A 15,278-nucleotide genomic window follows, 5' to 3' on the forward strand; every position below is an offset into this window, starting at 1 on the left:
AGATGCGGCTCAATCAGGGCAGGCCTCAAATAATCGCGCCTCCGCTTGAAGCTCGAAGCTCGTTGATGGAAGGGACTTCATGGGAGCCTCCTCTCGGGCTCCTCCAATCTCGCGCAATCTCGCTGATGTTCTAGAGCTGCCTGTTTCTGAGCACTCCTGGGTGGATGTTCACCCATCATGTATCCACTGAAGAGGTCCCAGGCGAGCACTACCGCCGCATGCGGTACCTGTCCAATCCCTCCGTCAATGAGCGACCCAGCCCTCGTTCTGCGCCCTGAGGGCGGGCCAGGAGTAGAGGTGTATCCAAGAACAGCCTTGCCCCACCTCTGAAGTCGCCCCATCATCCTGACGTGCGAAGGACGGTTGACAACCACGGGCCTGGTACCTCCTCTGATGCCGATGAACCAGGTCTGGAGTCAAAGGTGGTGGGGGCGCTGCCCATCATCAACCATTTCCTTGAGTTGGCGGGGGTGGACGAGGCCCTCCAGCGCTTTCTGCCCCAGCCAGGCTCTCGCGACCGGCTGGCGCCCGCGGTAGGAGTGGGCATCCTGCTGCGCAACCTTCTGGTAGCCCGCGAGCCGCTGTACAGCCTGCGGGACTGGTGTCGTCGGGTCGAGGGCTCCCTCCTGGGACTACCTGGCAGCGGGGCGGAACTGCTCAACGATGATCGGCTCGGCAGGTGCCTGGACAAGTTGTTCGAGGCAGACCGTGCCGCGCTCATGACGGCGGCTGTCGTCCAGGCCGCGCGGAGCTTTGAGCTCAATCTCGAGGAGTTGCACAACGACAGCACGACCGTCACGTTGTCCGGGGAGTACGCAGACGCCAAGGGGCAGCGGAGGAATGGAAAGCCTACCCATCGCATTGTCCACGGCTACAACAAGGACCACCGGCCCGACTTGAAGCAGTTGCTCTACCTGCTGACGACCACGGCGGAGGGGGCCGTTCCAATCTGGTGCAGCGTCGAGCACGGGAACACCACCGACGACAAGACGCACATCGGCACATGGAGTGTCCTGCGTGAGCTGGTGGGAAGACCCGACTTTCTGTACGTAGCGGACTCAAAGCTGTGTACTCGTGAAAACATGGACCACATTGCCCGTCACGGGGGGCGGTTCATCACGGTGCTGCCACGGACCCGGGGGGAGATACAGTCCTTTCGTTCCTGGCAGGAGAAGTTCGGCGTCGAGTGGGTAGAGGTTCTACGTCGCCCCAACTCGAGACTGAAGGACGGTCCGGATGATGTATTCAAGGCCTATGAGTCACAATTCCCATCCGATGAAGGCTATCGGATTGTGTGGATATGGAGCTCACAGAAGGCCGAGTGGGACGGGCTGTCCCGGCGGCGGCGGGTGGCGCGGGCGACCGAGGAACTGCAGAACCTGGCGACACGGATACAAGCGCCCCGCTCACGAGTCAAAGACGCCGTGCATGCTCAGGAGTTGGTCAAGGGCATTCTGGCTCGCACCCGGACCGAGGAGTTGATAAACGTCGCGGTCGAAGTCCAAGAAGAAGAACGCTTCAAACAAGCAGCCCCTGGCCGGCCAGGAAAGCAGACCATCTATGTGCGAGTGCCACGGGAGAAGCTGCAACTGCACTGGAGCACTCAAGCCGCGGCGCTGGAGCTCGAGCAGGCGATGGACGGCATCTTCCCCCTCGTGCTCAACGACCGGCATATGACACTGAAGGATGTCCTGCTGGCATACAAGCATCAGCCTCGGCTGGAGAGACGCTTCGAGCAACTCAAATCCGTCCTGGATGTGATGCCCGTCTTCCTCAAGAGTCCAAGTCGAATCGAAGCACTTCTCTTCCTGTACTTCCTCGCGCTTCTCGTCTACTCGCTCATTGAACTTCAGCTTCGACGCCAGATGGCCGCCGAAGGCCTTGCTGACTTGCCACTCTACCCAGAGGAAAGAGCGTGCGAACGCCCCACTGCGGATAGAGTCCTGCACCTCTTTGGAGACGTGCGCTGCCATCGACTTCGGAGCCCGTCGGATGGGTCCTGCCGGATTTTCAAGGACAAGCTGACTCAAAGACAGGCCGTCATCCTCCAGATGCTCGGAATGCCACCGTCCCGCTACTTCACAGGGATTCAAGAGGTGCCGCGAAAATCATGAGTCGAAAATCCATGGGAAATCAGCTCCTCGATGTGCGGAAAGTAGGATATGGTCCTCATCAACCCCGAGTTCCACTTGCAACCGAGTCTGCACATGCTTCTCCTTGACAAAAACATTGACGATCTCGTCCGTATGGAACGGTTGCTCACCGACACCACCGAGGCCGACTGGGTCCAGGCTGCGGCAATGTGTGAGCCAATGCGCTATTGGAAGCCGTACCGCCAACCAACCTGACACATACACATCGTCCACCGATAGCCATTACCAGGAGTACAGCCCATGCACGCAAGCGGACATGCGATCATCACGCAAGCGAGCTTAAATCAGGCACAGGCCCAAAGCTTCCGGGCCGATCAATCCCCACCGGCCCAGAGCTGTCCACGTACTCTTGTCCTTGGCGCATTCTTCGACGGCTCAGGCAATAACATGTACCGCGATTACACCGGAGCGCTCGGGGCCGGCAGTGAAACCAACGTCGCCAGACTCTTCCGCGCATACCAGGATCACGACGATGCAGAGAAAATCCGCGAAAAGATTTATGTAGTCGGGGTCGGCGCAATGGACGCAGAAGCCGGCAGTGATCTCGTTGCGGAAATGGGCTCGAAGAAAGAGAAGCGCATAGCCCAAAGACTCATGGCAGAGGAATTTGCTCGTCAGATCCCTTTCGCTGGCGATGTCGGAGGCTTAGCCTCTGGGCTCGGAGGAAGGGAGCGGCTCATCATCGCGTATCGCTGGGCAAGGAGTTGGTGCACAGCCACCTGCGCTGACACGAAGAAAATCATCGACATCTATGGATTTAGCCGCGGGGCTGCAATGGCCCGCACCTTCGTCAAGCTTATCAACATGGGCTTACGGCGCGAGATCCCCAACCTATCCGTGAGATTCCTTGGAATCTTTGATACCGTGGGGTCATTCGGCATTCCTGGTGACGATGTCGACGTCGGACAAAACATGGGTATTACCCAAGGTGACGTCGGTGATGCACGGCATTTCACTGCCAGGCACGAGATCCGCCAGAATTTCCCGCTAACTGCACTTGAACTCGGTCATCGCGAGTACGCGGGAGTTCACTCGGACGTAGGTGGTGGGTATGCGGCGATGGAAGGAAAAACCACCAATCACCTCGCGTTTGTCCCGCTCAATGACATGCATCAAGCCAGCATGAATAACGGGGTCGAACTCAACACGTTGGCGTTCCCGGCTGGAGTTAGTATTGAGCAAATTCGAGCTGATTCCGAGAAGTACTTTCCAGCTGGCGAGATTGTCTTCGACCCGAATAGCAAATACGCTCATGAGCGCACTCAGTTCTACGAACGCTATATACACACCTCGCATAGCATGTTGCACCCAGCCCATTACCCTGAGCCGAGTCGCCAGCGCCGAATCTTTCCCAACCCACCAGTAAAGCCTTTTCGTAGGTTGCCGCCAGAATATGAATGGGTGGAGTAAAACCTACAAGGCGAGCACCGCGCGCAAGAGAACAAAAAGAAGGTCGGGCGAGCCCCCTTCAGAACATCCACAGATCCGGCAAGCAAAGGACAGCGTTCAGGCTGCACACTTCAGGGTGCATCCGCTGACGTCCACATTGAAGACAACAGCAACTGCGCCAAGTGAGGCCTATTGCGACCGGATGACTCTCAGAAGCCAGACATCTTGGAGAGAATCTCCTTCATGACCTCGGAGGTCCCGCCGCCGATGGTGATGAGGCGGATGTCTCGCCAGGCCCGCGCGATGTGCGTCTCCTCGATGTAGCCCATGCCGCCGAAGAACTGCTGGACGTCGTAGGCCACCTTCTGCGCCAGGTCTCCCGCGAACAGCTTCGCCATGGAGATCTCCCGCACCGGGTTCTCCTTCGCGTCGAACAGCGCCACCGCGTGGTACGTCAGCCGCTTGGCCGCCTCGATGGCCGCCATGTGCTCCACCAGCTTGTGCCGCCACACCTGGAAGCCCAAGAGCGGCCTGCCGAAGGCCTGCCGCTCCTTGCCGTACTCGAGCGCGTCTTCGATCATCCGCTCCATCCCGCCCACCGCCGAGATGGCTCCCACCAGGCGCTCGCCCTGGAAGTTCGTCATGATGTGGTAGAAGCCCTGGTTCTCCTCGCCCAGCACGTAGCGGCGCGGAATCCGGCAGTCCTCGAAGTAGAGGATCGCCGTGTCCGAGGACAGGTTGCCCACCTTGTCGAGCTTCTTGGACACCGAGAAGCCCTTCACGTCCGTGGGGAACGTCACCAGGGAAATCCCCCCGTACCCCGGCCCGCCCGTGCGCACGGCCAGCGTGAGGAAGTCCGCCCGCGTGCCGTTCGTGATCCACATCTTCGAGCCGTTGATGACGTAGTCATCCCCGTCCACGCGCGCCGTCGTCTGCATGTTCGCCACGTCCGAGCCCGCCCCCGGCTCGCTCACGCCCAGCGCGGCGATCTTCTCGCCCGCCAGCGCCGGGGCGAGGAACTCCCGCTTCTGCTCGTCCGTGCCGATCTCGTTGATGATCGGCGTGGCCATCTGGCTCTGCACCAGCAGCGCCATGCCCACCCCCGCGTTGCGGCTGCGCGTCAGCTCCTCGGTGAAGGCCGTCACGTACCAGTAGTCCAGCCCGCTGCCGCCGTACTGGGGATCATGGTTGATGCCGAAGAAGCCCAGCTCGCCACACTTCTGGAAGATCTCCCGGGGGAAGATGCCCGCCCGGTCCCACTCCAGCGCGTGCGGCGTCAGCTCCTTCTCCACGAACGTACGCACCGTCTTGCGGAAGGCCTCATGCTCCTCGGTGAACGGGTTCAGCATGGTCGCTGTGGCTCCTCGGGATGATTGATGGGTGAGTCGATAGTACAAGGGTCGTCCTCGCGGACAAGGACACTCATGACTTCTGTCACCCTCGCGTTGCTCGCGCTCCTGTCGGCCACTCCGGCCGCACGCCCCTCGGCCGAGGAGGTGCTCCGCACGCAGTGCCGCACCTGGGCCGCGGATCCGAAGAACCCCTGGGCGCTCGCTCATGGAATCGCCGCCGAGGGCCGCGCCTTCAAGGCCCGCGATGGCCGCCGCGCCGCGGACGTCATCGTCTCGGACTTCCTCCACCGCGAGGGCCCGGACCTCCGCTTCGACGCCTTCGCCGCCGACGGCACGCCCGTGGAGCCCCACCCCCACCTCCTCGTGAAGACGCTGCTGCTCGCGGGCGTCCCGGCCTCCCAGTCCTTCCGCGCACAGGGAGGCCCCGTCACCCTCGGCGCGCTCGTGGAGGACCTGAAGCGCGACTTCCGCCGCGACGCCGCCCTGTCGCCCCATGGCGCCTGGACGCTCGATGCCCTCTCCCACGCCCTGCCCCCGGGCGCCACCTTCACCACCGGCGCGGGCGAGACGGTGCGCCTCGACGCGGTGATGGACGAGGCGCTCGCCCTGCTCGAGCGGGAGCAGGCGGAGCTGCTGGCGGGAATGAAGGCCGGGCTGCCCCAGGTGCCCAAGCGCAAGCAGGGCATCTACGCGCACCCCTGTGGCGGGCTGCACCTCTTCCAGGCCGTCGCCAGCCACGCACGCCACCCCGCCGTGCGCAAGGCCTGGGGCCCCCGGCTCGACACCCAGGTGGACGTGCTCGTGTACCGGCTCGGCTCCGAGTCCCGTCAGTACGACGCCGCCCTCACCTCCGCGCCTGCCGCGTACCGCCTCCCCGTGCTCGTACAGATGGTGAAGTTCCACGGGCACTTCCTGGAGACGCTCGGCCGCTACCGCGAGGAGACGGGCTGGAAGCCCACGCCCGAGCAGTCCCAGGCGGTGGAACAGGCCCGCGCGCTGCTCGATGGCGCGGTGCGTCGACTCGAGGCCTCCGGTGCCTTCCGCGACATGGAGTCCGTGAAGGCGGCGCAGTACCAGCTCTACCTGGACCTCATCGGCGATGCCTGCCACGCCGCCCACGGGCTGAGCTACTGGAGGAACCACCCGGGAGGTTGATACAAACCTCCACCATGTCCTTTCCCCTCCGCCTCCTGGCCGCGAGTCTCGCCCTGGTCGGGCTCACGCTCGCCGGCTGCAAGAAGGAGAGCTGCCTCGGCAACGATGAAGGCTGCCGGGTCGTCAGCCCCTGCGAGAAACTGAGCTACTCCTGTGAGGCCGCCTCCGGCTCCCTGCTCGAGGTGCGCACCCTCACCCCCACGGACAAGCGCGTGGGCAGCCATGCTCCCAGCGAGGGCGCCGAGACCGTTCCGGGCGGCCTCAACGCCCTCGGCGCCCGCGGCGACATCCTCCTGGGCAATGACCGGGCGGTGGCCGTCATCGCCGGCCTCGGCAACACGAACCTGCTGGATCCCAACGGCGGCTCGCTGCTGGACCTGAGCGCCCGCGGCAAGGACAACGACGGCCTCAACCAGGTGCTCCAGGTGGTGGGCATCCTCCCCGGTGACGCCGCGCACTACACGTCGATGAAGATCATCGACGAGCGCCCCGCCCGCGTGGCGGTGCAGTTCAACGGCACGCTCGACGGCAAGCCCGAGTTCCCCATCCACACGATCTACGAGATGCGCCCGTGCGAGCCCGGCATCCGCGTGCGCACCGAGGTCCTCAACACCTCCGTGGATCCGCAGCTGTGGGCCCTGGCGGATGGCTTCTACTGGAGCGGCCGCGAGGCCCTGCCCTTCACGCCCTCGGAGGGCTCGGGCTACCAGCACCCGTCCTTCAGCCTCCTCAGCATCGGCGACGCCTTCAAGAAGTTCCCGTACCTGACGGCCGCCATGGCCTCGGATCCGGCCTCCAGCTACGCCCAGGTGGCCTGCGGCGAAGCGGATGTGCTCGAGGGCTTCCAGAGCGATCAGATCTCCTCCTCGGGCCTGGGGCGCACCGTGGTGCAGCCGCGTGACTACCTCGTCTTCGAGCGGTTCCTCGCCGTGTCCGAGCGCGGGGACGTGGCCGCCGCCGCGGACCTGGCCCTCGAGGCCCGGCAGAAGCTGCACGGCGAGAAGTACGTGACGCTCACGGGCGTGGTGACCCGGAACGGAGCGCCCGAGTCCTCTTCGGGCCGCGAGATCAGCGTGCTCGTCAGCGAGGGCGAGCTCACCACCGCCGCGGCCAACCGCGTCCCGTGGACCCAGGTGACACCTGACAAGGAGGGCCGCTTCCAGGCCCGCGTGCCCGCCGGCCGTGACTACGTGGTGGAGCTGCACGCCTTCGGCCGCAAGGTGGCCGACCGCCAGCTCGACAACGTGAACGCGGACACGGACGTGGGGACGCTCGCCGTGTCCTCGCACTCCAAGCTCACTGTGAACGTGGTGGATTGGGTCTCCAACGCGGGCCTCGACGCCGAGGTCTTCCTCGTTCCCGTGAATGACAACACGCTGAAGGACACCGAGGGCACGCTGCATGGCCGCTTCGGCACCTGCGCGCCGTGGCTGGGTCCGCCTCCGGGCCCCTCGCCCGCGTGCAACCGCTTCCTCGTCAATCGCCGTATCAATAACGGCACCGTCACCGTAGACGCCCCCGCAGGCACCTTCTACGTCTACGCCTTCAAGGGCCCCTTCTGGACCATCGACCGGAAGACCGTGACGCTCGGCGACGGGGACGTCACCGTGAACCTCGCCCTGTACAAGCTGGCGATCCAGCCCCTCGACACCGTGGGCGCGGACCTGCACGTGCACGGCGCGGCCAGCTTCGACAGCTCCATCCCCGAGTACGACCGCGTGCTCTCCTTCGCCGCCACGGACCTGGACGTCATCGTCTCCACCGACCACGACGTCATCTACGACTACGCCCAGACGGTGTGCGAGCTGGGCCTGGAGAACAAGATGAGCGCCGTGGTGGGCCTGGAGACCACCGGCCACATCCTCTGGATGAAGCGTCCCGGCGCCACCGTGCCCCTCGTCGTGGGCCACTACAACTTCTGGCCGCTCCAGTACGACCCGACCAAGCCGCGCAACGGCGCCCCGGCGGACGAGCTCGTCGAGCCCGGTGAGCTCTTCGACCGCGTGAAGGAGAGCGCCCTGCCCGCCCTGCGCGACCAGCTCCTGGTGCAGCTCAACCACCCGTGGGCCGACGCTGAGTTCGGCCGAGACCTGGGCTACCCGCGCGCACTCGCGCTCGACCTGACGAAGAACCTGCCCGCGAATGACAACGGCACCAACGCCGGCATGTACGTGCGCACCCCCAAGGGCGGCTTCGCCAACAACGGCCAGCACGCCCAGGAGGTGATGAACGGCACGCAGAACGACATGCTGCTGCCCTACCGCGCCTTCTGGTTCTACACGCTCAACCAGGGCCACCTGGTGGCGGGCACCGCCAACAGCGACTCGCACAGCCTCGCCGACAACACCGTGGGCCTGCCGCGCAACATCGTCTACACCGACGCCATCCCCGGCAAATTGTTCGACACCGCGAAGTTCAACAAGGCCCTCAAGGCCGGTGAGTCCTTCGGCACCAACGGCCCCGTCATCGAGGCCACCGTGGACACCGCGAGCGGGGCCCGCCGCTTCGGCTTCACCCCGCTGGCCCCCACGGCCGACGCGAAGCTCCGCCTCACCGTCTCCGCCGCCCCCTGGGTGCCCGTGGAGGAGGTGCGCATCGTCGTCAACGGCACCATCGTGAAGACGCTCAGCGGCACGGACCTCTTCCATCCGGAGAATCCGCTCGATCTCACGAACGTCGAGAGCAAGCTCGTGCGCTACAACGGCAGCCTCGCACTGTCCGAGCTGCTCGGCGGCGTGAGCGGGGATGCGTGGGTGGTGGTGGAGGCCGGCGCCCGCCTGCCGCTCGCCGCCGACCTCGGTGGCCCCGAGGGCAAGCCGGATGGCATCCCCGACACCGGCGACAACAACGGCGACGGCAAGGTGGATCGCGCCGACATCGCCGAGGGCTCCAGCTACGGCCCGCTGCGCACCCCGGCTCCGCCCACCAGCGAGGGCAACCCGCAGTTCCACTTCTCGCAGGTGGTCACCGGCGGCTACCCCATGTCCTTCACCAACCCCTTCCTCCTCGACCGGAACGGCAACGGACGCTTCGATGCCCCCGGCGTGGCCGCCCAGTGAATCGAGGGCACACCGTGAACCCGTCCCGACTGCTCTCCGCGCTCGCCGTCATGCTGCTGCTGCCCGCCACCGCTCGCGCGGAGGGCGGGTGTGAGCAGTGGATCTCCCCCGCGCTCGCCGAGGGCCCCCTCACCTTCGGCTTCCTCTCCGCCGATGTCGCCACCGGCCGCCGCGCCTGCCCCCGCACCGAGGTGGGCTTCGGCATCCAGGGTGGCGCCATCGTCGAGACGGAGAACTTCTACGGCGCCATCACCGGGGCCGGCCTGCTCTCCGGCAGCTACGCCGTGCGCCCGGACCTGGAGGTGTTCGCCACGCTGGAGGCCACGCGCTTCCAGTTCGTCCAGAACGCCACCCTCACCGGCACCACCCTGCACCTGGGGCAGCTCACCGTGGGCGGCACCTGGGTGGCGCTGACACAGGGCGCCTTCGTGCTCGCCCCGAGCGCGCGGCTGCAACTGCCCACGTCCTTCTCGAGCCCGAGGACGCGCACGCTCGGCGCCGAGGTGGGCGCCGCCCTGCTGTACCGGCCCAACAACCGCTTCGAGGTGCACGGCTACGCGGGCCTGGATGGGGACATGGGCGTGGGCCCTGGCCCCGCGCTGCCCCGCGCCGGCTTCCTGATGAACGTGGGCACCGAGTACGCGCTCTGCAGCGGCTTCGCCGCCGTGCTCGACGCAAACCTCCACTTCGGCCACCGCGCCGTGCTGGACTACGTGGCCCCGGCGCTCGGACTGCGCTTCCGCGCGGGCGAGCACTTCGGCGCGGAGCTCGGCGCCAGCCTCCCCCTGCTGGGGGCCGAGCGTGCTCTCGCCATCGGTGGGCTGAAGCTCACGTACCGCCTGTAACACCGTCCCCGTCCTGGAGGGCACACCCCCCAGGCGGGCAACACCCGGCCGGCCCCTGGCGGAATTCCCGGCTCGCGTCTCGTGTCAGTGCGGCCAGTTCCTCATGCCGCCGACTCTTCGACCTCGTGCTCCGCTCGCCCGCTCGACGCTCATCAAGATGGGCGCTCGCATCGCCGTCGTCATCGCGCTGACGACCTTCTTCAGCTACCTCCACATGCAGCACACGCTGCGCACCGAGGCCCTCGCGCAGCTGGAGCAGCATGTCTCCGAGCGGGGACAACGCGAGCAGGCCATCTTCCTGCTCGCCGAGGACAACCACGTCATCCTCAAGCAGGCCCTGGAGGAGCGCCTCCGCGCCCTGGGCCCCGAGGACCTCGGCCCGCGCTTCGAGCGGCTGTTCGTGCGCCTGCCCGACGGCTCGCTCCGCAGCCGTCCCGAGGGCTTCGATGGCAGGAAGATGGTGGGTGTCTTCGTGCCCAGGGGGGTGAAGGTCGACGAGGACATGCGCCGTCGGCTGCTGGCCTCGTACGACGTGCTCACCCAATACGGGCCCGCCTTCCACGTCCGCTTCTCGGACACCTTCGTCACGCTGCCCGAGGGGCCCATCGTCATCTACTGGCCCGAGCGCCCCACCTGGGTCCATGACGCCAAGCCCGGCTTCAGGGTCACCCAACAGGTCTACTTCTCCACCAGCCTGCCGGAGAACAACCCGGAGCGGCGGACGCGCTGGTCCGAGATCTACACGGACGAGGTCAGTGGCAAGTCCATGTCCACGTCCACCACGCCCCTGGACCTCGAGGGCCGGCACGTCCTGTCCATCAGCCAGGACGTGATGCTGGAGCAGTTGATGGCCCGCACCATCACCGATCACCTGCCCGGTGCCTACAACGTGCTCTCCCGCGATGACGGCACGCTCATCATCCATCCCGACATGCAGCGGAATGGCACGGGCGCCCCGTCCGGCACCGCGGGCGGGCAGGAGCACCTGCGGCGCATCATCGAGCGCGTGAAGGCCCGTCCGCCCGGGCAGTCCGTGTTGGAGCTGCCGGAGCACGACGAGTACCTCGCCGTGGCCCGGCTGAAGGGACCCGGCTGGAACCTCGTCACCGTGCTCCCCGAGCACGTGGTGTCCCAGCCCGCCCTCCTCGCCGCCCGCTACGTGCTGCTGCTCGGCATCCTGTCGCTCTCCCTGGAGCTGGCCATCATGGCCTGGGTCCTCAAGCAGCAGATCACCCGGCCCCTGCTCGCCTTCACCCAGGCCACCGGCCGCGTCGCCTCCGGCGATTTCCACGTGGAGCTGGACACCTCGCGCAACGACGAGCTGGGACAGCTCGCCCGCTCCTTCCAATGCATGGCCGACGAGGTGCGACGCCGCGAGCAGGCCCTGCGCGAGGCCAACGGCAGCCTGGAGCAACAAGACGCTGATGATCCTCGTCAACCTCGTCAGCAACGCCAAGTACGCCATGGACGGCGTGCCCGTGGCCGAGCGGCTCCTCACCGTGAAGCTGGAGCGCACCACCTCCGGGCTGGTGCGCATCCAGGTGCATGACAACGGCATGGGCATCGCGCCGGAGATGCTCACCCGCATCTTCCAGTACGGCTTCACCACCCGCGAGGAAGGGCACGGCTTCGGCCTGCACTCCAGCGCCCTGGCGGCCCAGGAGCTGGGCGGCTCGCTCACCGTCCACAGCGAGGGGCCCGGACATGGGGCCACCTTCACCCTGGAGCTCCCCTACGTCGCGGCCCAGCAGGCCGCGTGAGGGCGCTCCTTCGTCCCCCTCCAGCTTTGTGATGCAAGAAAGCGGGAAAAATCTTACAGTTCCACCATATGTGGGGGACAGAACATTCCAGCAACTTCCGGCAACCCGTCCCTTGAACCCGGCTCTCGACAGGGTGGTGGCCGAACGGCTTCTGCCCGTGTCCATCTATCGGCCCAGGAGCGAGCATGAGCAATCCCACGGACAAGCGGAGGATCCTCGTCATCGATGACTCCGAGGCCATCCACACCGACTTCCGCCGCATCCTCAACCCCGAGCAGCGCCGAGGCCGGGACGATCTGGATCTGCTGGAAGAGGCCCTCTTCGGCCCGGCGCCCACGCGGCCCCAGGAAGCCGAGCCGGAGTTCGAGGTGGACTCGGCCTTCCAGGGACAGGAGGGCCTGAGCAAGGTGCGCGACGCGCTGGCGGCGGGCCGCCCCTATGCGCTGGTGTTCCTCGACTACCGCATGCCGCCGGGATGGAACGGCGCCGAGACGCTCCGGCGGCTGCGCGCGGTGGCGCCCACGCTGAACGTGGTGCTGTGCTCGGCCTACTCCGACTACTCGTGGACGGAGATCTTCCAGGAGTTCGGCGAGCAGCAGACGCTGCGCGAGCTGCGCAAGCCCTTCAACGGCCAGGAGGTGCGCCAGCTCGCGCTCACCCTCACCACGCCGAAGGAGACCGCCGCGAAGTCCGGGTGAACGGGGCGCCCACACGGTACCCAGGGTCCCGCCTGACGAGCCCCCGCGTCACGCGGAATTCCCATGACGGCTCTGGTGTCCATTCCGTCACCCCCGGCCCCGTGATGGCCATTCGCCGGTGCAGGAGGTTGTATGAGCCAGTGCGCGAACAAGAAGCGTGTCCTCGTCATCGACGACTCCGAGGCCATCCACACGGACTTCCGCCGCATCCTCAACCCCGAGCAGCGCCGTGGCCAGGATGATCTGGAGCTGCTGGAAGAGGCCCTCTTCGGCCCGGCGCCCACCCGTGAGCTGGCCCGCGAGGAGCCGGAGTTCGAGGTGGACTCGGCCTTCCAGGGACAGGAGGGCGTGGCGAAGATCCGCGAGGCGCAGACGGAGGGCCGCCCCTATGAGCTGGTGTTCCTCGACTACCGCATGCCCCCCGGCTGGAATGGCGCCGAGACGCTGCGGCGCATGCGCACGGTGGCCCCCGAGCTGCGCGTGGTGCTCTGCTCGGCCTACTCCGATTACTCCTGGGCGGAGCTGCTGCGGGAGTTCAGCGATCTCCAGTTGCTCAAGGAGTTGCGAAAGCCCTTCAATGGCCAGGAGGTGCGGCAGCTCGCCCTCACCCTCACCACGTCTCAGGACGGCGGACCCGCGAGCGGCGTGAGCCAGTAGCGCTCGCGCTGGAAGGGATGGGTGGGCAGGGCCACCCGGCGCCGCGCGTACGGCGCATCGAAGGCGGCCCAGTCCACCTCCACGCCCTTCACGTACAGCTCGCCCAGCGTCTTCAACAGCCGCGGCCACTCCGCTTCGCCCGGGTGCAGGACGAGGGGCTCGATGCCCTCCGCCGTGGCCGCCGTCTCGCGCTCCAGCGGCTCCCCGCCCACCGCCCGCCGCAGGCCTTCCTCCAGGCCGAGCACCCCCACGTCCACCGCCGCCACGTACTCGCCCACGCCCTGCCCCACGGACCGCCGCGGCACCACGCCCCAGGCCCTCCACATCCGCGCCAGCGCCCACTCCAGCGCGAACACCACGGCCCTCCCGTACGGCGCCTCCTTCAACAGCGCCGGCTCCGCGCCGTACAGCACCTGCACCAGCGGCTTCTCCAGCACGCCCTTCAGCGCCGCCGCACAGTGCTCCACTGCCTCGCGGAAGACGGGCTGGGACTCGTACAGCTCGCGGCCCATACCGGTGGGCCACGCGCCTTCCGCGCCAAAGACGAACGCCACCCGCGGCGCCACCGTGACCGGGCCCCGCGGCTCCGCCGTCAGCAGGCGCTCTCGCAGCTGGGAGGCATCACGGCCCACCACCGCCAGCCGGTGCTCGAAGTGCGCCCGGCCCGCCGCCGCCGTGAAACACACGTCGCCGAGTGGCTCGCGGCCCTCCTCCAGCACCCGGGCGTAACGGCCCACCTGTGCTCGCAGCGCCTCCTCGCTCCGCGCCGACAGCACCAGCACGTGCTCCGGCCGCTCCACCTCCCGCTTCACCTCCGGCCTCGCCGGTGGCTCCTCCAGCACCACGTGCGCCACCGTCCCCGTCCTCCCGTACGACGTCACCCCCGCGATGCGCCGGCCCTGCGCCGGCTCCCACGCCGTCAGCTCCACCGGCACCTTCACCCCCATGGACTTCCAGTCGATGTGCGGGTTGGGGTTCTTCAGGTGCAGGTGCGCCGGGAGCTGCTTGTGCTGCATCGCCAGCACCACCTTCATCATCCCCACCACCCCCGAGGCCGCCTCCGGATAGCCCAGGTTCGTCTTCACCGAGCCCATCCACAGTGACTCGCCGCCCTGGCGCCCCTCCTTCAGCACCGCCCACGCCGCCTCCGCTTCGATCGGGTCCCCCATCGCCGTGCCCGTGCCGTGCGCCTCCAGGTAGCTCACCTCGGAGGGCCGCACCCCCGCGGTCTCCAGCGCCTGACGGAGGACGGCCTGCTGCGCCACGCCGTTGGGCACCGTGAACGAGCTGCTCGGGCCGTCATGACCCACCGCCGAGCCTCGAATCACCGAGAGGATGTTGGCGCCTCTCGCCTTCGCGTCCGACAGCCGCTCCAGCACCAGCACGCCACAGGCCTCGGCGCGGCTGTACCCGTCCGCGGACGCATCGAAGGTCTTGCACCGCCCGTCCGGCGCCAGCGCTCCACTGCACGAGAGGTAGACGCTCGCCTCCGGCGAGAGGATGAGGTTCACCCCCGCCGCCAGCGCCATCGTGCACTCGCCATTGCGCAGGCTCTGACAGGCCAGGTGCACCCCCACCATCGAGGAGGAGCACGCCGTGTCCACCACCAGGCTCGGGCCCTGGAAGCCGAAGAGGTACGACAGCCGCCCGGAGATGGCGCAGTTGGCCCGCGCGCCGATGAAGTACGGATCGATCGCCGCCAGGCCTCCCTGGTCCAGCGCGAGCTGCCCGTAGTCGTTGTTCATCGCCCCCACGAACACGCCCACCCGATCCCTCCGGGTGCGATCCACGGCGTGCCCGGCCCGCTCCAGCGCCTCCCAGGCCACCTCCAGCACCAGCCGCTGCTGCGGATCCATGCTCTCCGCTTCCCGCCGCGAGATGCCGAAGAACCGCGCGTCGAACCGCTCCACGTCCTTCAGGAAGCCCCCGCGCTTCGTGCGGATCTTCCCCTTCGCCTGGGGATCCGGATCGTACAGGGCGTCGGCGTCCCAGCGGCCCGGTGGGAGCTCGCTGGTGGCGTCCACGCCCTTCACCATCAGCTCCCAGAAGTCCTCCGGGCCCTCCACGCCTCCCGGCAGCCGGCACGCCATTCCGACGATGGCGATGGGCTCACGGCGCGCGGCCTCGGCCTGCTCCAGCCGCGCCTCCAGCTTGCGGATCTTCACCAGCTGCTGCTGCAACAACTGGCGGTAGTTGATCTCCTCGGACAT

General features: G+C 67.0%; 12 protein-coding genes. 10 read left to right on the forward strand and 2 right to left on the reverse strand.

Going from position 1 to position 15,278, the window contains the following annotated elements; all coding sequences use genetic code 11:
- Window positions 1-422: 422 nt before the first annotated feature.
- From VFZ09_RS14725 to VFZ09_RS14735, 3 genes are read left to right on the forward strand one after another with little or no spacing between them, the layout of a single operon-like run.
- On the forward strand, window positions 423-2,114 hold the full coding sequence (locus VFZ09_RS14725; protein ID WP_329728200.1) for an IS1634 family transposase: 1,692 nt from the start codon (window positions 423-425) through the stop codon (window positions 2,112-2,114).
- 48 nt (window positions 2,115-2,162) lie between these two features.
- Window positions 2,163-2,348: a hypothetical protein gene (locus VFZ09_RS14730; protein WP_329728201.1), complete on the forward strand. Its 186-nt coding sequence runs from the start codon at window positions 2,163-2,165 to the stop codon at window positions 2,346-2,348.
- A gap of 45 nt (window positions 2,349-2,393) precedes the next feature.
- Window positions 2,394-3,563: a DUF2235 domain-containing protein gene (locus VFZ09_RS14735; RefSeq protein WP_329728202.1), complete on the forward strand. Its 1,170-nt coding sequence runs from the start codon at window positions 2,394-2,396 to the stop codon at window positions 3,561-3,563.
- A gap of 188 nt (window positions 3,564-3,751) precedes the next feature.
- On the opposite strand, the gene VFZ09_RS14740 is transcribed toward VFZ09_RS14735, so the two are convergent.
- Window positions 3,752-4,891 (reverse strand): acyl-CoA dehydrogenase family protein, encoded by a 1,140-nt coding sequence (locus tag VFZ09_RS14740; RefSeq protein ID WP_329728203.1) that lies wholly within the window; start codon window positions 4,889-4,891, stop codon window positions 3,752-3,754.
- Window positions 4,892-4,966: 75 nt separating this feature from the next.
- Here VFZ09_RS14740 and VFZ09_RS14745 point away from each other — a divergent pair, with 75 nt between their 5' ends.
- The 7 genes from VFZ09_RS14745 (at window position 4,967) to VFZ09_RS14775 (ending at window position 13,068) form a co-directional block, all read left to right on the forward strand.
- The gene (locus VFZ09_RS14745) at window positions 4,967-6,049 is read left to right on the forward strand and encodes a hypothetical protein (RefSeq protein ID WP_329728204.1); all 1,083 of its coding nucleotides are present in this window, start codon (window positions 4,967-4,969) and stop codon (window positions 6,047-6,049) included.
- 14 nt (window positions 6,050-6,063) lie between these two features.
- Window positions 6,064-9,108 carry a CehA/McbA family metallohydrolase gene (locus tag VFZ09_RS14750; protein ID WP_329728205.1) on the forward strand — a complete coding sequence of 1,015 codons (3,045 nt, stop codon included), beginning with the start codon at window positions 6,064-6,066 and terminating at the stop codon, window positions 9,106-9,108.
- Between the two features lie 14 nt (window positions 9,109-9,122).
- Window positions 9,123-9,953 (forward strand): hypothetical protein, encoded by an 831-nt coding sequence (locus VFZ09_RS14755; RefSeq protein ID WP_329728206.1) that lies wholly within the window; start codon window positions 9,123-9,125, stop codon window positions 9,951-9,953.
- A gap of 103 nt (window positions 9,954-10,056) precedes the next feature.
- Window positions 10,057-11,502, forward strand: a complete 1,446-nt coding sequence (locus VFZ09_RS14760) for a HAMP domain-containing protein (RefSeq protein WP_329728207.1) — start codon at window positions 10,057-10,059, stop codon at window positions 11,500-11,502.
- Entirely contained in the window at window positions 11,432-11,713 is a 282-nt protein-coding gene (locus VFZ09_RS14765) for an ATP-binding protein (protein WP_329728208.1), read from the forward strand. The genes VFZ09_RS14760 and VFZ09_RS14765 overlap by 71 nt, the downstream gene beginning before the upstream one ends.
- A 185-nt stretch (window positions 11,714-11,898) precedes the next feature.
- Window positions 11,899-12,411 carry a response regulator gene (locus tag VFZ09_RS14770; RefSeq protein WP_329728209.1) on the forward strand — a complete coding sequence of 171 codons (513 nt, stop codon included), beginning with the start codon at window positions 11,899-11,901 and terminating at the stop codon, window positions 12,409-12,411.
- A 132-nt stretch (window positions 12,412-12,543) separates the two neighbouring features.
- On the forward strand, window positions 12,544-13,068 hold the full coding sequence (locus tag VFZ09_RS14775; RefSeq protein WP_329728210.1) for a response regulator: 525 nt from the start codon (window positions 12,544-12,546) through the stop codon (window positions 13,066-13,068).
- Here the strand turns inward: VFZ09_RS14775 and VFZ09_RS14780 are convergent.
- Window positions 13,032-15,278 (reverse strand): type I polyketide synthase, encoded by a 2,247-nt coding sequence (locus VFZ09_RS14780; protein ID WP_329728211.1) that lies wholly within the window; start codon window positions 15,276-15,278, stop codon window positions 13,032-13,034. The genes VFZ09_RS14775 and VFZ09_RS14780 overlap by 37 nt on opposite strands.

Origin of the sequence: Archangium sp. (genome assembly GCF_036277355.1) — a bacterium.
Taxonomy (GTDB): domain Bacteria; phylum Myxococcota; class Myxococcia; order Myxococcales; family Myxococcaceae; genus Archangium.

Bases quoted from the DNA above. Each gene is read 5' to 3' on its own strand.
- VFZ09_RS14730 (WP_329728201.1), top strand. From the start codon at position 2,163: ATGGTCCTCATCAACCCCGAGTTCCACTTGCAACCGAGTCTGCACATG.
- VFZ09_RS14735 (WP_329728202.1), top strand. From the start codon at position 2,394: ATGCACGCAAGCGGACATGCGATCATCACGCAAGCGAGCTTAAATCAG.
- VFZ09_RS14740 (WP_329728203.1), bottom strand. From the start codon at position 4,891: ATGCTGAACCCGTTCACCGAGGAGCATGAGGCCTTCCGCAAGACGGTG.
- VFZ09_RS14745 (WP_329728204.1), top strand. From the start codon at position 4,967: ATGACTTCTGTCACCCTCGCGTTGCTCGCGCTCCTGTCGGCCACTCCG.
- VFZ09_RS14750 (WP_329728205.1), top strand. From the start codon at position 6,064: ATGTCCTTTCCCCTCCGCCTCCTGGCCGCGAGTCTCGCCCTGGTCGGG.
- VFZ09_RS14760 (WP_329728207.1), top strand. From the start codon at position 10,057: ATGCCGCCGACTCTTCGACCTCGTGCTCCGCTCGCCCGCTCGACGCTC.
- VFZ09_RS14770 (WP_329728209.1), top strand. From the start codon at position 11,899: ATGAGCAATCCCACGGACAAGCGGAGGATCCTCGTCATCGATGACTCC.
- VFZ09_RS14775 (WP_329728210.1), top strand. From the start codon at position 12,544: ATGAGCCAGTGCGCGAACAAGAAGCGTGTCCTCGTCATCGACGACTCC.
- VFZ09_RS14780 (WP_329728211.1), bottom strand. From the start codon at position 15,278: ATGTCCGAGGAGATCAACTACCGCCAGTTGTTGCAGCAGCAGCTGGTG.